At 38.3% G+C, this 21,706-nt stretch carries 25 protein-coding genes; 4 read left to right on the top strand and 21 right to left on the bottom strand.

What is annotated here, in order from left to right; translation table 11 throughout:
• Nucleotide 1: 1 nt before the first annotated feature.
• The 14 genes from CRO56_RS05570 to CRO56_RS05505 form a co-directional block, all read right to left on the bottom strand.
• Nucleotides 2-1,387, bottom strand: a complete 1,386-nt coding sequence (locus CRO56_RS05570) for a phosphoribosyltransferase family protein (RefSeq protein ID WP_179714184.1) — start codon at nt 1,385-1,387, stop codon at nt 2-4.
• Nucleotides 1,308-2,495, bottom strand: coding sequence for an HpcH/HpaI aldolase/citrate lyase family protein (locus CRO56_RS05565; RefSeq protein WP_097157622.1), 1,188 nt, complete (start codon nt 2,493-2,495; stop codon nt 1,308-1,310). The genes CRO56_RS05570 and CRO56_RS05565 overlap by 80 nt, the downstream gene beginning before the upstream one ends.
• Nucleotides 2,496-2,665: 170 nt before the next feature.
• A complete protein-coding gene (locus CRO56_RS05560; protein ID WP_097157621.1) occupies nt 2,666-3,451 on the bottom strand; it encodes a TerC family protein in 786 nt (261 codons plus the stop codon).
• A 79-nt stretch (nt 3,452-3,530) separates the two neighbouring features.
• Complete coding sequence (locus tag CRO56_RS05555; RefSeq protein ID WP_097157620.1) at nt 3,531-4,112, bottom strand: TerD family protein; 582 nt, start codon at nt 4,110-4,112, stop codon at nt 3,531-3,533.
• 89 nt (nt 4,113-4,201) lie between these two features.
• Complete coding sequence (locus tag CRO56_RS05550) at nt 4,202-4,798, bottom strand: YpjP family protein (RefSeq protein ID WP_097157619.1); 597 nt, start codon at nt 4,796-4,798, stop codon at nt 4,202-4,204.
• 285 nt (nt 4,799-5,083) lie between these two features.
• On the bottom strand, nt 5,084-5,875 hold the full coding sequence (locus CRO56_RS05545) for a class I SAM-dependent methyltransferase (RefSeq protein ID WP_097157618.1): 792 nt from the start codon (nt 5,873-5,875) through the stop codon (nt 5,084-5,086).
• A 54-nt stretch (nt 5,876-5,929) separates the two neighbouring features.
• On the bottom strand, nt 5,930-6,364 hold the full coding sequence (locus CRO56_RS05540) for a BrxA/BrxB family bacilliredoxin (RefSeq protein ID WP_097157617.1): 435 nt from the start codon (nt 6,362-6,364) through the stop codon (nt 5,930-5,932).
• 15 nt (nt 6,365-6,379) lie between these two features.
• The gene (locus CRO56_RS05535; RefSeq protein WP_097157616.1) at nt 6,380-7,504 is read right to left on the bottom strand and encodes a conserved virulence factor C family protein; all 1,125 of its coding nucleotides are present in this window, start codon (nt 7,502-7,504) and stop codon (nt 6,380-6,382) included.
• A gap of 40 nt (nt 7,505-7,544) precedes the next feature.
• Nucleotides 7,545-8,216 carry an HD domain-containing protein gene (locus CRO56_RS05530; RefSeq protein WP_425427174.1) on the bottom strand — a complete coding sequence of 224 codons (672 nt, stop codon included), beginning with the start codon at nt 8,214-8,216 and terminating at the stop codon, nt 7,545-7,547.
• 18 nt (nt 8,217-8,234) lie between these two features.
• On the bottom strand, nt 8,235-9,086 hold the full coding sequence (locus CRO56_RS05525; protein WP_097157614.1) for a DegV family protein: 852 nt from the start codon (nt 9,084-9,086) through the stop codon (nt 8,235-8,237).
• A gap of 270 nt (nt 9,087-9,356) precedes the next feature.
• Nucleotides 9,357-10,208, bottom strand: a complete 852-nt coding sequence (locus CRO56_RS05520; protein WP_097157613.1) for an amidohydrolase family protein — start codon at nt 10,206-10,208, stop codon at nt 9,357-9,359.
• Nucleotides 10,209-10,210: 2 nt separating this feature from the next.
• The gene (locus CRO56_RS05515; protein WP_097157612.1) at nt 10,211-13,315 is read right to left on the bottom strand and encodes a GNAT family N-acetyltransferase; all 3,105 of its coding nucleotides are present in this window, start codon (nt 13,313-13,315) and stop codon (nt 10,211-10,213) included.
• Between the two features lie 107 nt (nt 13,316-13,422).
• Nucleotides 13,423-13,905: a hypothetical protein gene (locus CRO56_RS05510; protein ID WP_097157611.1), complete on the bottom strand. Its 483-nt coding sequence runs from the start codon at nt 13,903-13,905 to the stop codon at nt 13,423-13,425.
• Between the two features lie 13 nt (nt 13,906-13,918).
• Complete coding sequence (locus tag CRO56_RS05505) at nt 13,919-14,602, bottom strand: class I SAM-dependent methyltransferase (protein ID WP_097157610.1); 684 nt, start codon at nt 14,600-14,602, stop codon at nt 13,919-13,921.
• Nucleotides 14,603-14,710: 108 nt separating this feature from the next.
• Here CRO56_RS05505 and CRO56_RS05500 point away from each other — a divergent pair, with 108 nt between their 5' ends.
• On the top strand, nt 14,711-14,932 hold the full coding sequence (locus CRO56_RS05500; RefSeq protein ID WP_097157609.1) for a DUF3892 domain-containing protein: 222 nt from the start codon (nt 14,711-14,713) through the stop codon (nt 14,930-14,932).
• Nucleotides 14,933-15,007: 75 nt separating this feature from the next.
• Here the strand turns inward: CRO56_RS05500 and mntR are convergent, their stop codons facing one another.
• The 4 genes from mntR to CRO56_RS05480 form a co-directional block, all read right to left on the bottom strand.
• Entirely contained in the window at nt 15,008-15,430 is a 423-nt protein-coding gene (mntR, locus tag CRO56_RS05495) for a transcriptional regulator MntR (RefSeq protein ID WP_097157608.1), read from the bottom strand.
• Between the two features lie 109 nt (nt 15,431-15,539).
• Entirely contained in the window at nt 15,540-16,487 is a 948-nt protein-coding gene (locus CRO56_RS05490) for a metal ABC transporter substrate-binding protein (protein WP_097157607.1), read from the bottom strand.
• 14 nt (nt 16,488-16,501) lie between these two features.
• Complete coding sequence (locus CRO56_RS05485; protein WP_097157606.1) at nt 16,502-17,356, bottom strand: metal ABC transporter permease; 855 nt, start codon at nt 17,354-17,356, stop codon at nt 16,502-16,504.
• The gene (locus tag CRO56_RS05480) at nt 17,357-18,100 is read right to left on the bottom strand and encodes a metal ABC transporter ATP-binding protein (protein WP_097157605.1); all 744 of its coding nucleotides are present in this window, start codon (nt 18,098-18,100) and stop codon (nt 17,357-17,359) included. It lies immediately after the preceding gene.
• Between the two features lie 446 nt (nt 18,101-18,546).
• Between CRO56_RS05480 and cspD the strand changes: the two genes are divergently transcribed.
• Nucleotides 18,547-18,747 carry a cold-shock protein CspD gene (gene cspD, locus CRO56_RS05475; RefSeq protein WP_097157604.1) on the top strand — a complete coding sequence of 67 codons (201 nt, stop codon included), beginning with the start codon at nt 18,547-18,549 and terminating at the stop codon, nt 18,745-18,747.
• Nucleotides 18,748-18,994: 247 nt separating this feature from the next.
• Here the strand turns inward: cspD and CRO56_RS05470 are convergent, their stop codons facing one another.
• Entirely contained in the window at nt 18,995-19,171 is a 177-nt protein-coding gene (locus tag CRO56_RS05470) for a zinc-finger domain-containing protein (protein ID WP_097157603.1), read from the bottom strand.
• Complete coding sequence (locus tag CRO56_RS05465) at nt 19,168-19,836, bottom strand: reverse transcriptase-like protein (protein ID WP_179714183.1); 669 nt, start codon at nt 19,834-19,836, stop codon at nt 19,168-19,170. The genes CRO56_RS05470 and CRO56_RS05465 overlap by 4 nt, the downstream gene beginning before the upstream one ends.
• 174 nt (nt 19,837-20,010) lie before the next feature.
• Here CRO56_RS05465 and CRO56_RS05460 point away from each other — a divergent pair, with 174 nt between their 5' ends.
• Together CRO56_RS05460 and CRO56_RS05455 are read left to right on the top strand one after the other, a co-directional pair.
• Nucleotides 20,011-20,421 (top strand): RNase H family protein, encoded by a 411-nt coding sequence (locus tag CRO56_RS05460; protein ID WP_097157601.1) that lies wholly within the window; start codon nt 20,011-20,013, stop codon nt 20,419-20,421.
• Nucleotides 20,411-21,337 carry a DMT family transporter gene (locus CRO56_RS05455; protein ID WP_097157600.1) on the top strand — a complete coding sequence of 309 codons (927 nt, stop codon included), beginning with the start codon at nt 20,411-20,413 and terminating at the stop codon, nt 21,335-21,337. The genes CRO56_RS05460 and CRO56_RS05455 overlap by 11 nt, the downstream gene beginning before the upstream one ends.
• A 44-nt stretch (nt 21,338-21,381) precedes the next feature.
• On the opposite strand, the gene CRO56_RS05450 is transcribed toward CRO56_RS05455, so the two are convergent.
• Nucleotides 21,382-21,648: a DUF6123 family protein gene (locus CRO56_RS05450; protein ID WP_097157599.1), complete on the bottom strand. Its 267-nt coding sequence runs from the start codon at nt 21,646-21,648 to the stop codon at nt 21,382-21,384.
• Nucleotides 21,649-21,706: the final 58 nt, after the last annotated feature.

Raw genomic sequence — 21,706 nt, 5'->3', positions numbered from 1 at the left:
TTTACTCTCCTTTAAGGAAATAGAAAATGTTTATTTTCTTGACACCTGTATACATAAGGGCTTCACGCATTTTATCGACATTCTCAAGCTTTGGCATTCTCTCATAGAACACCCAAATTTCGTTATACTGATTTTCTAGAATGTTATAGACATAGTGACTGATTTCTTCATCAATCGGTGCTGGAAAATGGCTGCCGCGCAATATCCCGTAATCCGGGGTTTGCTGAACGTGGATCGGGCTTCTAGTTGTTGACTGATACAAAACATCTTCTCCCAGCTCAGAAGCTAACAGCATTGGAAGGTACATAAATTCTTCGCTCCCTAAACACAATAATCTCCCTGATCCCCGTTCTTTTTTTAATTGTTGGGCAAGATTTTTAATCCAGTACTCTATTTGTGGTATCTCTATACCCTGGAGCCCAAAACGTCCTGTTTCTTTAAGAAAAGGAACTTGGTATGTTTCCATATTGCTAGATAAAGAAAAATTTCGGATCATTTCAAACGGCGGAGAACATATGGCACTTAAATGCGTCAATGTAATTTCCGGATTCATGATGCTTAGACTTTTCTCTCCCCCTTCACTCTGATCAAATTGTAAAGGTCCAGTTTGATTAAGTGTCATCGTTCCTCTTATTAAGCTTACAACCCTAACTTCACAATTACATTCTTGTTCCAGTTCCTTAAATAATTCCCGGTCTTCTGGTGAACGCCAATCTAAAATAGTGACAACCGTATAGCGTTTTCGCGGAAAATGCTTTTGGATGGAACGAATAATATTTCGCACAGTCTTACCTGTTGTTAGTTCATCATCGATTAAAACAATTTCCTCCTGATGATTTATATAACTCTCATCCACATAACAGCGATGTGATGTTGCATGAGAGTGCTCTTCTTCAAAAGTAATAAAAGAATCTCTTCCCACTACCTCTTCTCTGGTTGTATGAAAAAACCGCGAGTTTGGAAAGCAGCGAAACATACTGTACCCTAACGCCGTAGCTGTTTCAGCAAAGCCGATAAATGTGACAGGATCATCAGTTTGAAAGACCCACTCACTTTCATCCAGCTCTCTCGGTTTATTAAAAATCGAATGAATTAAATCTATGATTCTGGCTGATACCTTCTCGTTTTGCTTTTGTCTTTTATATTCATAGCCTAATAGAGCCCCAATAAACAGACTCTTCTTCGGTTCAATTGGAATATGTTTTCCTAACCATTTACTAACAAATAAAAAGGCTCGTTTCTTATTATTTCTTAATGCCATTTTAAAACAATCATCCAAAGAAAGCTGGTAAGGATTATGTTCAATTTTAACTTTTATGGCTAAGCTTTTCGCTATATGAAATGTTTGTTGCTGCCCAGAGGAGATCATCAAATGTTCGTTCTTCATAAAGCACCCCATAAATCTTAGATTTCTTTATTATTTTTTCAGCCCAAAACCGATGTGGTTTTGTCTCATTCATTTTGTTGGCGTATTGACTTTTTAAAACACCCATGTTTGCTTCTGCTCCATTTATAATCGTTGAAGCATCCATATAATTCTCGTATGAAACGGCCTGCAAGGCTTGTACAGGTCCAATATGGGAAGGGTGGATGACTGTTTTTCCAATGAGCCCGTTCGCTATATCTAATAAAACCTCACGAATCAAACCGTCTTCCTCCTTTGAGTGAGATTGACGGGAACTTCCGCTTCTATTTGCATTAGTGTTTGCTTGAAGAGTTTCCGTTTTTGAAAAAAACTCCCACACCGGAGCAGATAGGGTAAAATAATTTTCTTCACGACCAAAGTAGTTGATAATATCTGCGATAACATCTCTTACTACAGCTATATCATAAATAGTAGAATCGATCGGTCTTCTAATCCCATATAATCCGCTAAAGTCTGTTGCACCAATACGAATATTTAAAATAATTTCCCTAAATTCAGAAAACATCTGTTGGAGAGCCTTTAACTCTTCATATCTCGTGTCTTTGAAAATGATCTGTTTAGATTCAAGGATGGGAAGTGCATAGAGAGGAGCGATTTCATCATTTACTTTGCGGACTAGTTGTAAATATGGCAATCCATTTGCAGTCGAGAACTTTGGAATCGCAATTCCCGTTAATACTTCCATAGATGTACCTAACTCCGTTACTAAATACTCCAATTGCTCTGGACTCCGTACCCTAAGAAAAAGCAGCGGAAGCTCATCAATGTGAAGAAAACCTGAGAGCATCATAGAATGGATTGATTTGATTTCGCGGATTAATTTAATCTCAGCCTCTTTTACCTCACCATCTGAAATGGCATCTTCCAAACAAATAACAGCCGTTGTCAGTCCTTGCAGCTGACCTGAAAACAGACGGTCTCTAATGTTCGGAATAGTCGCAGGCATATAAAGGGCAGCACCTAATGCATATTGCAATTCATCTCTAGCTGAAGATTTCGAAAAGATTTGCGGCATTTTATAGAAGAGTTTTGCCTGGTCCGCTTTACTAATATGTGAAAAATATTGCATGTTTTTCCCTGCCTCATGAAAGAATCTGCTATAGAAAAAGGGAAAGACTTATGTCATTTCCCTTTTGCTCCTAATAAATATAAATTGGCAACGGTAAAGGAGTATGCTTATGTTGCCAATTACAGGATTCATGTAATCGAACAACTATGATCAGTCATATGTTGTTTTACTTATGCATCCTTTTGCTGAGCCGCTTGTCGTTTCGTACGGATATAGTTAACTAAGAATGTTACTGCAAATGCGACAACGATAAATGTAAAGAATAATGCGTGGTCAATATGCAGTCCGAATTCTGAGCCTGCCATTTTAATAGCAATGAACAGGATAATGACATAAGCGGTTGTTTCGAGTTCTGGAACCCGCTCGATCAGTTTTAAGAAAATACCTGCTACTCCACGCATCATAAGGATTCCCAGCATACCGCCTACAAGCAGAACCCAGATTTGATCACTGATTGCCAGGGCAGCTAAAATACTGTCCACACTAAAAGCAATATCCATTACTTCAACAGCAGCAACGGTTCCCCAAAACTGACCAAAAAGTCGAACAAAAATGCTGCCTTTACTTAAACCTTTCATTTCCTCATCTTCATGCTCGCCTTGTTTCGCTTCTCTGCGTTTATCGATAAAATACTTAATGGATAACCAAGCTAAGTAAGCAGCACCGATAAATTTAACCCATGTAATTTGGATTAAGAATACGCCGGCACCAATCGCAATAAACCGGAAAAGGTAAGCTCCCAGTAAACCATAGAACAATGCCTTTTTCTTTTGCTTTCCAGGAAGATGCTTAACCATAACAGCGAGTACAAGAGCGTTATCGGCAGACAATAACCCTTCCATAATCACTAATGTACCGATTAATCCCCATGCTACAGGGTCTGTCATCACCTGAACCCACATGTCCCAATTAAAAAATTGTGAATAGGTATGTATAAAACTTTCCCAAAATCCCATTAATGTCCCTCCATATTGCTGAATCGTAAATCAAAAAGAACGCATGTGCGATGGGTCACGCACATGCGATGAGCCACTATTATTGCACCTGCAGACCAAAGTTGGTAGCTAATGAAGCCAGCCCGCCTTGGAAACCGCTTCCTACTGCACTAAATTTCCATTCACCATTATGACGATATAATTCCCCAACAACAATAGCTGTTTCAATTGAGAAGTCTTCTCCAAGATCATAACGAATTAATTCTTCATTGGTTTCTTCGTTTAAAACGCGAACATAAGAGTTCGAAACCTGACCAAAGTTTTGATTTTTAGCCTCACCATCATGAATCGTTATACAAAAAGAAATTCTTTCAATTGATTGCGGTACAGCGGATAAATTAACTTTAATTTGCTCATCGTCGCCTCCGCCTTCACCAGTCCGGTTATCACCTGTATGTACAACCGAACCATTTCCGCCTTGAAGGTTATTATAAAATACAAAGTCAGAATCACTATTTACTCTACCCTCGGCATTTAGCAGGAAAACAGAAGAATCCAAATCAAATGAGTGTCCGCCATCATATTTGTTGACATCCCAGCCTAATCCGATTACCACCTTTTGCAATCCAGGATTTGACTTAGTCAAATCAACTTTTTGACCTTTTGCTAAACTTATTGCCATTATGTATACCTCCTATAAGAATAGTATGTTTTTATTACGGTTTAAAACATAATAAGGTTTCACCAAATTTAGTATACACTTTTATCTTTTTAATGAAAAATATTGTTCTTCGGTTCTGACATCCAGTTTGGCGGTGTGTTTGTGTCCCAATAAATGGAACCTAAGTCATAATGTGATTCGAAATTATCTTCATTCGTATGGTAATGAAAATTGAACCAATACCCTTCTCCAGGAGGGTGATCTCTCCTTACGTGAAAACGAACAAGATCCTTATTGGTTTCAGAATCAATCACATGAAACATTTTTTCACTGGTTCCTTTGCCAGGCTGTTCCGAGATTTTTAATTGCAATACCTTGTCGTTTCCCAGCTCATCCGAGAGATCATAAAGGACCTCTTCTATTTTGGGAAAAATAAAGGTTTGAAATTCATCTTTTATCACAGGTCCAATCCTGTCACCAAATTTATAATAAGAAACTTTCTTACTCTGTCTTACTAACTGACTTATCGGTGATTCCTGAAAAACCGGGACAGCAGAGTGATCTATTTTATCGGTTTCTTCTAAATCCGGCTTTTTTCCCTTATCGATTGAGCCATGATCCAAATCATAGGCATAGGTAGGAGTAACAAGTCCAAAGGTTAAAGTTGAAACGAGAACGACAAATATCTTCTTCCAGTTTAATTTCAAGCTAGATCACCACACAATCTCTTAAATATCAAAAACTAATTAAACTGTCTGTCTATTAGTCTATTATTTAATTATATACGAATTCTATTTGGATAGGTTTCAAAATTATTGATTTGTGTATGTTTTTCATCACTTTGCTGATATACTATAACAAGGTAAATACATAAAAGGAGTGACCCTCAGTATGTCGTTTTCCACACTCATCTTTGCTTCCAGCTTAGTTTTAATTGTGTATTTTGTCTATTTAGAAATTACGGACTAAGGCTGACGTTTGCGTCAGTCTTTTTACTTAACATCCTTAATATCGATAAAGCCAAAATGAAATTTGGCAGACCTCCGGACAATTTGGGTAAAGCCTAGCTCCTTAAATAAAGGACTTCTATAATGGGCCTTTAAAACCACTCGTTTCTTGGCTACTCTCACTGCCTGTTCAATTGCTGATTGGCCAAGCTCAGAAAATTGAGCTGCTTTTTCCCAATTTCGCATAACTTCCGCCTCTTCAATCGTCGAATCGAACATGGGATCAAAATAAACACAATCAAAACTTTTAGAAGGCAATTGGCTTAGGTATGTCAAATAAGAGGCGTTTTCTGCCCTTACCCTTCTTAATGCTTGCTGTAAAGGAATATATTCTGTCAGCCAGCTTTTAAATCCTTCTTTTACCAGAAAAAAAAGCAGCTGATTTTCCTCAATCCCTAAAACAGTACCCATTTCTCCAACCTGATAAGCTGCCACAAGACTATCAGAACCTAATCCTAACGTACAATCTAATATAGAGTCTCCTTTTGATAAAAGGGATACATCGATGAACGGATCAGGTTCTCCCCTCTCTAGCCGCTTGATGCGAAACATCGCAGAACTTGGATGAAAGAAAATTGGTACAAGACTGCCGTATGGATAAAGTTCCATTCTTTCTTTGCCGATAATTAAAATCTCACTCATTGTTTCCTGCTGCAGACTTGCAATCGATCGTTTACCTCTCTCAATAAGGGGAAGATTTAGCTGACTTGCGATTTGTTTTGTTTTTAGCAGTATTTTTTCATTTGGGCGAAGATTAGTGGAAATATATGCAGTCAAACTGAGACCCTCCTAAAAAATAGAAGGCGAGGAACTTTTTCCCCACCTTATAACTTAACAGTAATTTTGAAAAGCTGTTAAAATGTTCTCGTAGATTACTTCAACATTATGATCTTCAATTTCTTCTCTAGGAATAAATTGCATGACCTCTTTGCCATCGAAAATTGCCATTGATGGGGAAGATGGCGGAAAATCAGCAAGATACTCTCTCATTTTTGCGGTTGCTTCACGGTCTTGACCGGCGAATACTGTAACTAAATGGTCAGGCTTTTTGTCCGTATGTGCCGTTGCCTGAACAGCTGCCGGTCTTGCTAACCCGGCTGCACAACCGCATACAGAGTTAATCACTACTAAAGTTGTTCCCTCAACAGATTCCATAAAGCTTTCTACTTCTTCCGCCGTTTTTAATTCTTTAAAGCCTGCGTCTGCAAGCTCTTGTCTCATTGGTTTCACTACTTCTTTCATGTAATCTTCATATGCCATTGACATAGTGATGCACCCTTCCTATTGTTTTCTTGCTTCAGTCATTTGCTTCCAAACAGACCCTTTAGCTTCTTCTCCGCCTTCAATTCTTTCAATCGCCATTTTGATTTGCAGAGCAACTTCAAATTCCGGATCATTTTCAGCCTCTTTTAATGCAGGAAGAGCCGATTCATCCCCTTCTTCGTATAAAAACATAGCTGCTCTCCAGCGGACAAGCTTAGATTTATCTTTTAACGCTCTTTGCATTTCTTCACTGGCTTCTTTAAAGCCCAAATCAGACAAACAGTCACCTGCTGTTCTTCTGACTGCCACAGACTGATCTTTTAAGCCTTGAAATAATAACGGCAATACCCTTTTATCCTCGATCATTCCTAAATATACAACGGCGAGTCTTCTTATAGAAGCTTTTTCATCTTCTAATGCTTTATCCAGGACTGGGATATCTTCCATCGTTGGATCACCCATCTGTTCTAATGCTTGATATCTTTTGCGCCAATCTTCATGATCAAGCATTTCCGGTGTCAGTTTCTTTTTCTCTTTTTTCATTACCTTTTCTTGCACATTTGGGTTTTGCGCTGCTTGAACCAGCTCATTAAGGCGTTCGGGTGGGTATGCGGCTTTTAATTCCTCTGTAATCTCATTAGCTATAACATCCATATCTCCATATCTTATGCCGAGATCCTTCCACTTTCTGAGGAAAACATAGTTTTCGCCTTCCAGCTGAGCTTTAGTCATCGCCTTGACATATTCATCTGGCAGCTGAAATCGTTTTTCCTCATTGCCATCGTTTAATTTTATTTGAACAGGAATGCCTTTAAACATAAGAACGTGGGCAGAGACCTCGCCAAAGTGTTCATCTGCTTGATTAGTTGGACCCGTTTTTTCGGAACTTTCCCCAAATGCTTTTCTGACTAGCGGAAGAATCTGCTGCCAATCGTACTTTGCATTTCGTTCCACCGCTATAAAGTCAGCAACGTGATAAACCCCTTTTACTCCTTCAATATTTAAAATTTCTTTAATAAATGAAGGCGCCTCTTCGATTTGCTCTTTTTTATAATTTGTGCTTTTTCCTGGCGGAAGTTCCTGATCTAAAATAATTTTCATTGTATTAGGGCTTGGTGTTGGTTCAATCGATTGAATGTTCATTTTTGTGAACACTCCTTCTATTTTTTATTCTACCGTTAGTTTACCATACTTTTTTAGGTGTTTCTTGTTCCATGCCCGCACCTTTATTCCATTCATGAAAAAATTGCTTTAAAAAGGTTTCCATAAATTCATGCTTTTCGTTTGCTAGCATTTTCCCTGTATCCGTTGTCATCAGGTCTTTCAGTTTCAGTAATTTTTCATAAAAGTGATGGATAACAGATGATGGCTGGTTTCGATACTCTTCTTCTGTCATCTGGTCTCGAACCTTATAATCCGGAATGAATATAGGGTTTCCTATACTTCCTCCATAAGCAAACGTTCTGGCAATACCAATCGCACCGATGGCATCTAACCGATCGGCATCCCGCACAATTTTAGCATTCAGATTTGAAAGCTTTGTCTCGTTACCGCCCTTAAATGAAATATGTAATACGATATCGGCAATTTCGCTTTTTTCCTCATTTGAAAAAGGGAGTTCATCAAGCAGAGTATACATTTTCGCAATCCCTTCTTCTTTGGAACGGTTTAATTTTTCATCGGGAACGTCATGCAAAAGCGCAGCTGCTTCTACAATTGCCTGATCCCCGCCCTCCTGTTCACAGATATGCAACGCCATTCTTCTCACCCGATCAATATGAAACCAATCATGTCCGGTGCCTTCATTTAAAAACAGATTCTTTATTTTTTGCTCTAAAAGTGAAATGTCATTCATAGTCATTAAATCCTCCGCTCAATATTCGTATTGAGCAAACCAGCTGATCCCTAAAGTATCTTTGCCAGCATGGACCCCAATCACAGCACCTAAAGGATAGGCTGAAAAAGTTGTTTTGGGAAATAGCTCGGATAATGTTTTTATCCACAAACTGGCTTCGCTATCGTCTAATCCATAAAAAATGTAGGCTTCTTCTATAGGATTCTGTTCATATGCTGCTTTCAAATAGTGGGTCAACGCCTGTTTGGCTTTTTTTGCACCTCTGACCTTCTCTTTTATTTGCAAAGCCCCGTCTTTAATTTGGATAATCGGTTTTACATCAAGGATACTCCCTAAATAAAAAGATAATCCTTTTAAACGTCCGCTGCGATGAAGCTGTTCAAGACTTCCGACAATTACATACGTATCCCCATATTTTTTCATGTCATTAATCTTTGCAACAGCCTCCTCCAATTCATGCCCATTTGCCAAAAGATCTTTACCGTACTTAATTAATCTTGTCAGTGGATATGTTAATATTTCTGAATCAATCGTATAGACTGGAATACTGGTTAATTGAGCCGCCTGTCTGCTGGATGAAACCGTACCACTTAATTTTTCAGAAATATGAATGGAAATTATGGCATCGTAGCTTTGCGATAATTGCTCATATAAATTTTGAAACACACCTACAGAGGGTTGTGAGGTTTTTGGAATTGTTGAGGTTGTTTCCAGCATTGCATAGAACTGTTCTGGTGTTAAATCAATTCCATCTTGATATTCTTTCTCATCCATATAAATGGTCATCGGCAAAACATATAAATCCGGATCCTTCTTCAATTCCTCATCTAAAAATGCCGTACTGTCTGTTACCCAAGCTATTTTTTTCAAATTCGGATTCCTCCTTGCCCCAAATCGTGCTGTTATTTATTTTATAAAAAGGCTGTTTTCGAATAATTTGTTGTTTTTTATGGAAGCAAACATGTTCGTTCCATTTCACTCCAGACACAAGATTCCCCGGGGAGGAAGTCGAGCCTCCTCGGCTTTGCCTGCGGGGTCTCGACCTTTCCTCTTTTTCCCGCAGGAGTCAAGTGTCTTCCGCTCCATTCCACTACAGTTTAAAAAATATATTCAGGTAGCAACAATCTTTGAGAAAACAGCCTATAAAAAAGGTTTTAATTTTGGAAATAACTGTACTGCTGTATTATAAAAGATATCCTCATGATATTTTTCCGAAATAAGGTCTCCAATGAATTCAATATATGGCTTAACGGGAACAAGCGGCCAATCTGTACCAAATAGGAGCTTCTCATGGTGCTCACAATAGGAAAGTGCGTGGCGGATATGGTCAAGAAAACGTCCTTGTTTGTGTCTGTCTAAATCGGTTTCTGTGCCAACGACCCATCCCGATAAATCTGCGTATACATTTGGATTTTTATTGATCACTTCCGCTGCAGTCAGCACCCATGGGTCTCCTAAATGAGCCATCATAAAATTCACCTTTCGATTGTTTACAGCGACTTCATCAATGGTCAAAGGATGCGAATACTTTAATAATCCCCGGTCTGAATATGTATCACCCGTATGGTAAACAACAGGAAGCTGATAGGCTGCAGCTAATTGATAAATAGGCTGATAGATTTCGTCATAGGCGTAAAAAGGATAATAGCCTAGATAAATTTTGAATCCTACAATCTCAGCCTTTTGGATTTCTGCTTCTATGTTCTCTATTGTCTTTTTATTTAGGGTATACGGATTAATGCCTAGACAGGCGACAATATTATGCGGAAGCGATGTTTCTAAATCAAGGCCCATCGGTGTCTTTGCTTCTGGGTCAGGAAAACCGAGACCATCTGTCTCGGTTAAACCCATCCCAATCCCTAAAATCACACCCGCTTCTTCAAATTCTTTTTGAATTCCTTTCCCGCTATAGTCTACACCGCTTTTATGGACTGCCGTTTCTTTAAATGATTTTATATCCGAAAAGTGAATATGAGCATCAATAATTTTCATCCTTACACTTCCTTAAACGATAATAGCCTAAACAAACGCAACGATTTTTTTAAAATCGGATGCGAATGACTTATATAAAAATGAGGGTTCGTAAAAACTTTGCGGCCAGGCAATGCTGATACTTTTTGACTGACTTCTCTTTGCGTAACTTCCCGGTTTAAGTACCATTCGCTGTCCTGTACTGGATCTAAAAACTGAAGTGAATGAATCTTGTTATTAAGCTGTAATCGGTCACAGTATAAATTGTCGGCTTGAGAAATGATCTGCTCATCTACTCCGCCACTATACGTACACTCTAATCCGTTTTGATCATAATAAATGGTTGGCAACTCATTCGCAGTGAGAAAATTTGCCGTTTGTGTAATGGACAATTCATCGATTACTCTTGCAGGATGCATTAAACTTGAAAATGCAGCCAGAACTGGTGCACCAGCGAGACTGACAAAATATTGATTTAGTTCTAGCCCCTTCCATTGAGGATGATTTTCAATTTTTGTTGTTATTTTCAGCCCAGTCCATTTATTTTCTCCTGAGTCGATTAAAGTCGTTTTTTCTACTTTAGTAGTCTCCCTGGCCAGTGAATAGCTTGATATTCCAGCTACCATATGATAGATACCGCCACTCCATGGATTCCACCACTGTTTCGGCACAAGTGCAGGATATGACGAATCCAGCCATTCACGATTTTGAAGCTTTAAAGAGTACAGGCCAGGGAAAAATGAGGAAGCTGCTCTCCATTCAAAAAATCCATTACTTGCTTTCATTGAATTTAGACCTTGATCTTCCACATATTCAATCTCGACATTTTGCATTGGATCAAGTGAGAGTATGTATAGTTCTTGTCTTAATTTCCGGCTCTCGGAAATAAAGGAACCTTCTAGATAGACGAGCCCCGGGTTTAGTTTATCTGTTCCGATATGAAAATTGGTTTGAAGATTCCTTTGCCTCTCGAAAAGCTGATGAACTGCCTTTTCCCCATTTATAGAAATTTCGCCGGAACCAGAAACAGACAGGATCCTTTTCGAAGCAAGCGTAACGGAAACTGTAGCATCTTTGACAATAGGATTTTTATTGTGAGTCTCTAGCAGAAAATCTTCTATATACTTTTCATCATCTGTAAAGTCCTCTCCGATTGTGAAACTTCTAAAATCTTGCCAGCTTTGGAATGTTCCCGCCGCCAGAACTATTGGTTCAAAGTCCTTTGTCTGATTTGGTGCAAGGTGCATTATAGATTGTTCAACATAAAAGAACCAGCCTGTTATAAATACATTTGCCGATTTTGGCCAAGAAATTCCGTAATGGTAGGGATGATATTCAGTATACATCCAAGACTCTGTGATCTTTTTACTGTCTATATTTGCATATTCTGTTTCCTTCGGTTCGGTAAACTTTACAATCTCGTTCCCTAGAGGCAGAACTGTATGTTTTAATTGATGATGGAAGTTTTGATTAACATATAAATTTTTATATGTCACTTCTCCGCTATTTACGATTTTTATCTGGTACTCTAGCAATCCCTCTGTATGCAAAGAAAAGATCGAGTAAAACTCCAGCCCCGGATGAGAGGATAAAGGATACTTCGCTTGTAAAGTAATCACATTTTCCGTTTGTTGTACAATAACCTCTGCTTTTAGCTTTGATAACTCGTTTGAATAAGGTTTTCCTACCTGAGGAAAGCGAAAATGAGTAAACCCTTGCTTTTGCCCAATTCTATGGACATTGACTAGATTGTTTTCTTTTTGCAAAGTCACTTTTGTAAATCCGTTGACAATCGTCCACTCTTCATCGGTCTCGCCAAATCCATTCACATGAATGCCAGGAATCCAAAGCGTTTGCAGCTTTGTAAAAGTATTTCTTTCCCCGTTTTCTTTATTTGTATGAATCACCCATTTACCGCTATGTAAACCAGGTTTCTTCACGATACAAGGAATTTCTACTACTGTTATTCCTTTCCTTTCTAATTGTGCGTTTATCGGAACAGCAGGAAATTCTAAATGTTCATCTAGAACAGGTTCTATTTCAATCGTAGTATCATAATCTAGAAAACTTTCAATTTCAGCATAAATCGTTTGGCTGCTTCCTGCTTTAGCAAATTGATTTTTAAGGAATAATTGACATTTGGCAGGAGATTTTGGTCTAATGCCGACACCTATAGGAAAACTGAACCCGTTAACTGAAAGCTCGATTTTAAATAGAGGATGGGTTTTTCCTTTTGCCGGTTCGCCAAATTCAGTTTGTCTGACTGCAAATGGTAAAGTCAAAATATTTTCCCCGCCTAGAATTTCTGTCTTTTCTGAATAAGAGATTTCGACTCTTTCATTGGAATAGGATGCAGCCTGTACTGTAATAGGAACGTCATTTTTATTTATAATACAAAGCTTTGCCTCATACTGCTCTCCTTCAATTAATTCGTGGGAAGGCAAGTTCAGTTCAATCGATAAATCATTAGTATGAATCGCTCTTAACGTACGGCCCGTTAATTCAAATTCACATTGCAGATACTCATCATTATCCCCTCTAAAATCATATGCATAATACGTAAAGCCATTTTCTTTTCGGCCATCTGGCTTCACCTCGATTGTCCGTACCGATGATTGGTACCAATCGTTTTTTGCAAAGAATTCCTTACATAAAGGATGATGAATAAGTGAAGGGATAAAATTGATTAAATGAGTCGTATTATCTCTATCCTCCCAGAAAAAACCGCATTTTTTATAGAGCGGCACAGCTTTTGTATTTCCTGGCCACGTATATAAATCCAGCCGCGGCCATCCTAATTCGATTGTTTTTTCAATCGCTTTTAATACGAGCAGTTTGCCTAATCTTTTTCCATGATATGATGGATGAACGTTTAATAGAGGGATATAAAGTGCGCCTGTATCATCCCGATATTCAGAAAGACCGCAATAGCCAACGACTTTTTCACCATCTAAGACTAAGAAAGTCGTAATATTTCCAGAGCTCTCTTGACTGTACCGAATACTCTCTGCTGTTTTTACTGTTTGATCGCCGCCCCAGCTGTCTCTGCTTTCGTTCCACATCTCGGCTACTTGGGCAGCGTATTTTTCACTATATTCCACCATTTCAAACTGGCTTGTTTTTAACATAAAAGTTTATCCCCCTTTGTTACCTTCTTCCCTAAAAGTAAGAAGTTACCTGCTACCATATTAATAGTAGCGGTGATGATTCCTTTATGTAAAGAAAATTTTGAACATTAAAGTCGCTCAAGCGTTGCTATGCAATGTTCGACGATAGCTACTAAATCATCGACTTGGTCTTCTGTTATTTTTCTGCCAAATCCAATCATTACTAGGTATTCACTTTGGTAATTGATTAAGGACTCTCGCTTAATGAGATCGATTTCTTGTCCTTCCCAAATTTTATAGATCTGTTCCATAAACGAGAAATCATTTTGATAATGGGAAGATACATAAAAGGTGATTTCAATGTTACACCCAACAGTCGTTTCATTCAGCTTAATTTCTTTATACAAGTCGTCTGTTGCAAGAGATATTTTAGCTTTCGACGGGTGGAGTGTATTTTGTAAAGAAAAGGTTATATCAAAATGGCGCGAGAGCTTGGAAAGATTAAACTGATCGTTTCTGTCAACTACTGTTATATTTCCTTCTAGGTCAAAATCGTATATAGCTCCTTCGAACACTACTTTTATATTTTCAAATGCAGTCGGATCAAACATGTTATGACTCCTTTTAGTTTATCTTCTTCAACATAACTACCCACATAAAAGAAAGTGCCTGTTTGAGTAATAGAGGAAGCGGATCAGCCAATTCACTTTTGACTTCTCTTTTATATACCGGAAGATTCCCTGCTAGTTCCCAGCCATTTTCTTTCGCAAGCTGCGAGAATTCCCAAGGCATAACCGTATGACACACAGCCGGCTTCCCGTAGAGACGGTCGTAGCTGTTAACTCTTGGCGCTGCCGTCGGACCAAGAATTCCAACACATGCAAATCCATTTGTTTTTGTGATTCTAGCCATCTCCTTTAATGCTAGAAGAGGAGATTCATTCCACTCCACTGAGTTAATAGCCATGACACCATCAAATTCTTCATCTGCAAATGGGGTTTCTGTCATAGACCCTTGAATAAAACGTATATTATCTTCTATTATTCGCTGTTTTGCCTTTTCAATCATTTCTTTGGCCAAATCAATTCCGACAACGGAATATCCATGCTTTGCCAATAAAAGGGAGCCATATCCATCTCCACATCCTAAATCACAAATGGAACGTCCTGGAGGTACAAATCCTTTTATGAAAGGAATAATATCTTTTCTGCTTCCCTTTTCCCACATTGATTCGCTTGTTTGATTCCAATATTCAGCCATATCATTCCATTTTAATTGTGATTCATCCTGCCAATTAAATGCCATAATACACCTCTTTAACTATTATTTCTTATAAATATAACAAATGATGGGAAAAATAATGATATTGTTTTATATTTTGCACCAATGATATTAGTTAAAGAGAGGGTTTTTATAGTGGAAGTCGAATACTTAGTCGGAGTTCAAAAAAATGCATTTGGTGAAATAATGAACTTTCAAACCAGTTCAGGAAGAATAATTTCTTACCGAAAAGCTGTTCAGGAAATTGAAGACGGATTACTATCTGGCTATGATCTGATTCCCAGTCATCAATCACTGCCTAGAATTCACGCAATTAATATGGATAATGGCTTAATGAATGAGCTGCCGCCATTTTAATTGTTATTTCAGTCTCTAGAATAATAAAAGGTCAACTCTTCTACTAGAATAAAGTAAGAGTTGACCTTTGTCTTTTTAATTTTGATCTGATGATTCTTGAATCAGTTTTAACTGTTGCTGCCTCTTTTCATCCTCTTCAAAAAACTGGATCACATCTCCAATCCGGTCGATGGAATTCCAGCTTAAATGATGTTCAATCCCTTCAACATCACTATAAATATGTTCCTCCTTCACGCCAATCAGCCTCAGGAATTGTTCAAGCAATTCGTGGCGTTCAACCAGTCGTTTACCGAGTTTTTTTCCTTTTGGGGTTAATATTAAACCACGATACTTCTCATAGACTAAATATCCGTCTTTATCGAGTTTTTGGACCATTTTGGTTACAGAGGAGGGATGAACAGATAACGAATCCGCTATGTCCGATACTCTAGCGTATCCTTTTTGCTCTATGAGTAAATAAATTTGCTCAATATAATCTTCCATACTTGGCGTTGGCATCCCTTAACCCCCAACATATTCAAATAATATAGTCATCTCTAAAGTTTACTATATCAATAGGGATGTAGCAACCATGCCAAGGAACCAACCCGGACCTTGCCTTTGTGAACTATTCAGCTTTAGCCATTAATTGCTCAAAAATCATATTTATATTCCATTCCATCATCCCGATATAGGAATCTCCAGGTTCCCCTTCTTCACCAAGAGAATCTGTAAACAATTTGCCTCCAATCGGAACTCCCGTTTCAGCTGATACCATTTCCATACTGCGTGAGTCAATACTGGTTTCTACAAATAGTACATGAATATTCTTTTCTTTAATCAACTCTACAATTTGCGTGACTTGATCAGGGGTTCCCTGATTTTCGGCATTAATCTCCCATATATAACCTGCATGGAAATCGTAAGCTGTACCAAAATATTTAAACGCACCTTCACTCGTTACTAAAAATCGTTTGTCCTTTGGTATTTGGCTGAATTTTTCAATTACCTCATCATGCAAGGATTCCAGCTTAGAAATATATTTTTCTGCATTCTCACTGTAGTCCGCTGCGTGTTCAGGGTCAATTTTTATTAGGGCATCTCTTGCGTTTTCGGCATACTTAATTCCATTACGGATATCAAGCCAAGCGTGGGGATCTTCTTCTCCTTCATTGCCTTCCGAGGATAAATAAAGCGGTTCAACCCCTTCGCTTAATTTGAAAACAGGGGCAGATTCTCCTCCTTTGCCAGCTGTTTCAATTAGCTTTTCAAACCAGGAATTACCCTCCTCTAAGTTTAATCCATTGTAAAACACGATATCAGCATCCTCCGTCTTTTGAATATCTAGTGGGAGCGGATCATACTCATGAGGATTAGCCCCGATTGGAACTAAACTTTGGATTTCTACTAGGTTTCCGCCAATATTACGAACGATATCGTGCAAGATGGAATACGTCGTTACAACCTGAATCTGTGAACCCTCACCTTGAGAATCAGCTTCCGTATTACCCTTACAGCCCGTTAGGATCACAGCCAAAAAGAGAGAGACGACCATTAGTTTGCCCACACGTTTCATGTATACTCCTCCTCCTATTTTTGAAATGCAATTTTTTTCTTGCGATAAATTCTCCACATAATCCCCTGTTTTGGCGAAAAGCAAAACGCCAGCAGAAACAAAACCGTCGATACTAAAACAATTGTCGCACCTGAAGCTAAATTATACGTAAAACTAAAGTAAAGTCCTCCAATTGAAGCTGTTACTCCTATGGCAACTGAAAGAAAGATCATCACTGATAACCGATTAGTCAGAAGATAAGCAGTGGCTGCCGGTGTTATCAGCATGGCAACTACCAATACAATACCAACTGTTTGCAATGAGGCGACTGTTACAAGTGTAAGTAATGTTAATAAAAAATAATGGATGCCTTTAACTGGTAAACCATAGGCTTTTGCGATTGTCGGATCAAATGAAGTAATCAGGAATTCCTTATAAAGGGCAAAAATTGAAACTAGGACAAAAGCTCCTATACCGAGCGTGGTCCACATATCCGAAGGTTTAACAGCTAATACATTTCCAAATAAAATATGGTATAAATCGGTACTGCTCTTTAAGAGGGTAATGAGAATAATCCCTAAAGCAAAGGCAGCCGTAAACATAATTCCAATCGAAGTATCATGTTTTATTCTGCTGTTTTGACTAACAAATCCAATCGCTATGGCGGTTAAGAGTCCTGAAAAAACAGCCCCGAAAAAGAAATGAATACCAATCATATAAGCAAAAGCCACTCCAGGAAGAACAGCATGAGAAATCGCATCTCCCATCAAAGCCATTCCTCGTAAAATAATGAAGCATCCGATCACGCCACAAATAATTCCAACCATGATTGATGTTAGTAAAGCCTTTTGCAAAAACCCGTATTGGACAACGGCTTCAACAAAGTCCATTTATAGCTTCACCTCCATTTGGCTTAAAAATGGCAGTTGCTTTGAGTATGCTTTTTGCAGCATATCTGAACGTAAAATTCCGTCACTTTTGCCAAAGCCGATTAGTTCTTTATTTATTAATACAACTTGATCAAAATAATCGCTGACTTTACTTAAATCGTGGTGTACGACTATGATTGTTTTGCCTGTTTGCTTTAATTCCTTAAGAATCTCAATAATCGTCGCTTCGCTTGACATATCGATCCCCACAAACGGTTCGTCTAAAAAGAGATAATTCGCTTTTTGGGCAAGAGCTCTGGCTAAAAAAACTCTTTGCTGCTGGCCCCCGGAAAGCTCACCGATTTGCTTCATACTGTACTGCTCTAACCCAACCCTTTTTAAACATTCAGATGCCCATACTTTTTCTAATTTTTTTGGTCGTTTAAAAAAGCCAATCGATGGGTAGGTGCCAAGCAGCACAGTTTCTAATACGGTTATGGGAAAGGTCCAATCAATTTGACTTCTTTGAGGAACATAGGCAATCGACTTCCTATTTTCCTTAACAGAGCCAGCATTAATGACAATTTCCCCCTCATCAATTGGGATTAAGTTTAACAATGCTTTTAGAAGCGTTGATTTCCCAGCTCCATTTGGACCTATGAGACCAACAAGACTGCCGTGTTTTACCGAAAAACTAATGTTTTTTACTGCTTCTGCCCCATGATACGAAACAGACAACCCCTTAACATGGATAGCTGTATCCATCTGTTCTCCTCCTCTTTCACTCTTCTAACAAAGTTTCCTTCGTACAACTTTTTTATAAAAAAATAATCCAGGCGTATTTGCTTTTTTGATGTATTTGTCTTAATGATATGCCCCGTTTTTTTGATTAGTTCATTTTTTTTTGGTTTTTCTATATTTTTTATATATGCACATAAAAGTTTCCTTAATGCAAATTCTAATCAAAACGGGATCAATGTCAACATTTTTTTATTGCTACACCTTATAGGCAGCCATAAAAGGAATCTATTTCCATGAAGCTTCGAACCTGTCCAATTGTTCCAAAAAAATTTATCCTTGCGTTTCTTGACTACCTTCTTTGGATTGTGTATAGTTAAATCATCATTATACCAACAGGCATAATGCTATTGGTGTATTGATAATTATTTAACGGCACGACAAGTGCTCTGTTTTAGGAGGATTAAAAGTACATGCAAAACGGTAAAGTAAAATGGTTTAACAACGAAAAAGGTTTTGGATTCATCGAAGTTGAAGGTGGAGACGATGTATTCGTACACTTCACTGCAATTCAAGGAGACGGCTACAAAAGCTTAGAAGAAGGTCAAGAAGTTTCTTTTGAAATTGTTGAAGGAAATCGCGGACCACAAGCTGCAAACGTGGTTAAACTATAAATCCAACTTAAAAATGAGTAGAGGCTGATTTTCTAATCAGCCTCTTTTTATTGGGACTACCTATTACATTGTTTTCGCTCTAAAGTTAGGAGAATTCGCTCAAATTAAGGTATTCCTGCTCCAACTATTAGAAAACGCGCTCCATCTAAGCAAGTCCCGCTCCAAAAACAGAAAACGCGCTCCATTAATGAGGTTCCTGTTTCCAGCCCGAATCTCTCGTTACAGGATGGCTCTTGCGTTTTGAGATTTACTGCAGCTTCTTTCCATATTCCTGTAATTTTTCCCCCACCGTACATTTCGAAATACAAAACCGATGAGCATATCTTTTTCCATTTTCTTTTTTAAGAGTTTGATGAACAAAACAACCTTCACAATAAGTCGTGACGACATCGTTTAACTCCTTTAATAATGTTTTTCTGTTCACTCGCGCTCCTCCTCCCCGTTCCGTTCCAGCTTGCTGTCTTGCTCGATCCCTTCCATTCCTTTTTTTGATAAACGGTGAGCTTCTATATTTTGTTTTCTGTCAATGTAACGATAGGAAGGCTGTAATTTCAGTTTTTTTACCCGCTCTTCTGTCCGGTCTAGCCATCGGTTTAAATTTTCGTCGAAGCATGGCCATTCACCAATCATTTGCATGATGACGCCTTTTGCATCGCCATAGATCATACAATCCAAACCCCCGAGTTCCTCTTCTTCAATTAAATCAAATACATGGTATAAAGCAATATATTCAGCTTCAGAGCTGTGCTCAATATTAGTTAATTTTCTGCTTCTCCTTAAGCGGATTTCCTTTTCCCCGATATTATAATACAAAACATAACCTACACCTGTATCTCTCGTGTCCTTATCAAAGCTTGCATCAAAAAAGAGCCGAATATTATGCGGTTCGGATGCCGAGATTTCTAGAAGCTTTCTTGCTTCCTTCGGTGTCCACTCCATCCCTTTTTCATCTATGATTTGCAGCCCATTGATTCTGCTTGTCTCACTTAAATCCTTGATTACCTTATTTGCTTTATCAAGTGGCAGCCATTCAGACTCAAATACAACTTTTTCTTTAGAAATGTAGGTAAATTGTATTTTGACATTCATTTCGAAATCTCCTTTTATGTATCGTATCCTCTTATTAGAGTAACTCATATATAAAGAACTATGTTTTACATTAAAATAGTAAACACCATCCATGTTCAAGGAGTCAGAGAACAGGTATAATGAAACAATAAAGTTTTCACCATTAGATAGTTTTTCGTCAAAGGAGTACTTACTATGCTTGAAGTTTACATAGATGGAGCAAGTAAAGGAGATCCCGGACCTAGTGGAGCTGGTATTTTTATAAAAGATGGCCAATCGGTCGAAGAATACTCGATTCCGCTAGGATCGATCAGCAATCATGAAGCAGAATTTTTGGCTCTTTACCATGCCCTGCAAATTTGTTTGCCGAAAAAAGAGGCCATTATTTCGATTCGGACCGATTCCCAGCTCGTTGCAAATGCGGTAGAAAAAGGATTCGTTAAAAATAAAAATTACGAACCTTTGCTAAAATCTTGCCTTGACGAACTATCTAATTATCCATTATGTTTCTTAAAATGGATTCCAAGCAAAGAAAATAGTAATGCAGATCGCTTAGCAAAGCAAGCGATTCGTCAATCAGAAAGAGGAGATCATCATGCGGGATAAGACACAAATGACAGCTGATATTTGGCTGCTATTCGTTGCTTTTATTTGGGGAACAACCTTTGTTATTGTACAAAATGCCCTTTCGTTTTTACCGCCCTTTACATTCAATGCGCTTCGATTTTTACTGGCTGCCATTATCATGGGTATACCGGTTATTTTTCTTTTTAAAAACAAGCCAATTAAAAACAAAAGAGGGATTCTGTTATCAGGGTTTATTATGGGGTTATTTTTATATATTGGCTATGGTTTCCAGACGATTGGGTTAGTCTACACTACATCATCAAAAGCCGCCTTTATTACAGGACTTAGTGTCGTCCTTGTCCCGATTGCTTCATTAATCTTATTTAAGCAAAGACCGCGATTGATTGTATGGATTGCCTGTCTCTTTTCGGTGACAGGTCTATACATGATGACGATGACAGGAGGCGGAAGCTTTAATTTTGGCGATAGTCTAGTCTTAATATGCGCCTTTGGATTTGCATTTCATATTATTGTAACCGGCCGATTTTCAGCTAAATTAGATGCGTTCTTGCTTACAATCGTGCAAATCATGACAGTCGGCATTTTATCTTTACTGACAGCTTTATTATTAGAAGACTGGCAAAAGGCATTTCAGCCTGCATTCATCTTTCAATTTGATGTAATACTCGCCTTATTGGTAACAGCCTTGCTTGCAACATCCTTAGCTTTTTTTATTCAGACAAATGTCCAAAAATATACCTCTGCTACAAGAGTAGCGATTATTTTTGCATTTGAACCTATATTTGCTGCCTTAACATCCTATATTGTCTTAAAAGAAAGTCTTTCGGCAGCAGCTGCTATCGGCTGTCTGTTTATCTTTTTATCCATGATACTTTCTGAACTTCCAACACCAAAGAAGAAAGGCGAAATGTCAGCCCCTTCTTCCCATGCATAAAAAAAAGGTCCGGCCTGAAAATGGTTCCAGCGGACCTTTTTTTTTTAAACATAAAATCCGTTTTCCTTCATAAATGTCACTAGCCCCCGTTTATCCTGAATGTTTTCCTCCACGAGTCGCTCAAGAAGCAGAAGATAGAAGCTTCCATCAAAGGATTGCTTCATTTTAAGAGTCGATTCAAGCGCCCAAATTACAAGCTGATCTGAGGCTTTCGCAAATTGCTTTCCAAAAAAAATAAAGGCGATTGCATCTTCCCCCAGCTTAAACCCTTTTGATTGTAAAAATGCAATGTACTCTCCAGCCGTTCTCACCTTAACTCACCAACAATTCATATGATACTTTCATTGTACTTGATTTTTGCGAGAATTG

The organism is Bacillus oleivorans (assembly GCF_900207585.1).
GTDB lineage: Bacteria > Bacillota > Bacilli > Bacillales > JC228 > Bacillus_BF > Bacillus_BF oleivorans.
The sequence above is the reverse complement of the archived record's forward strand: the minus strand, read 5'-3'. Positions and strand labels throughout refer to the sequence as shown.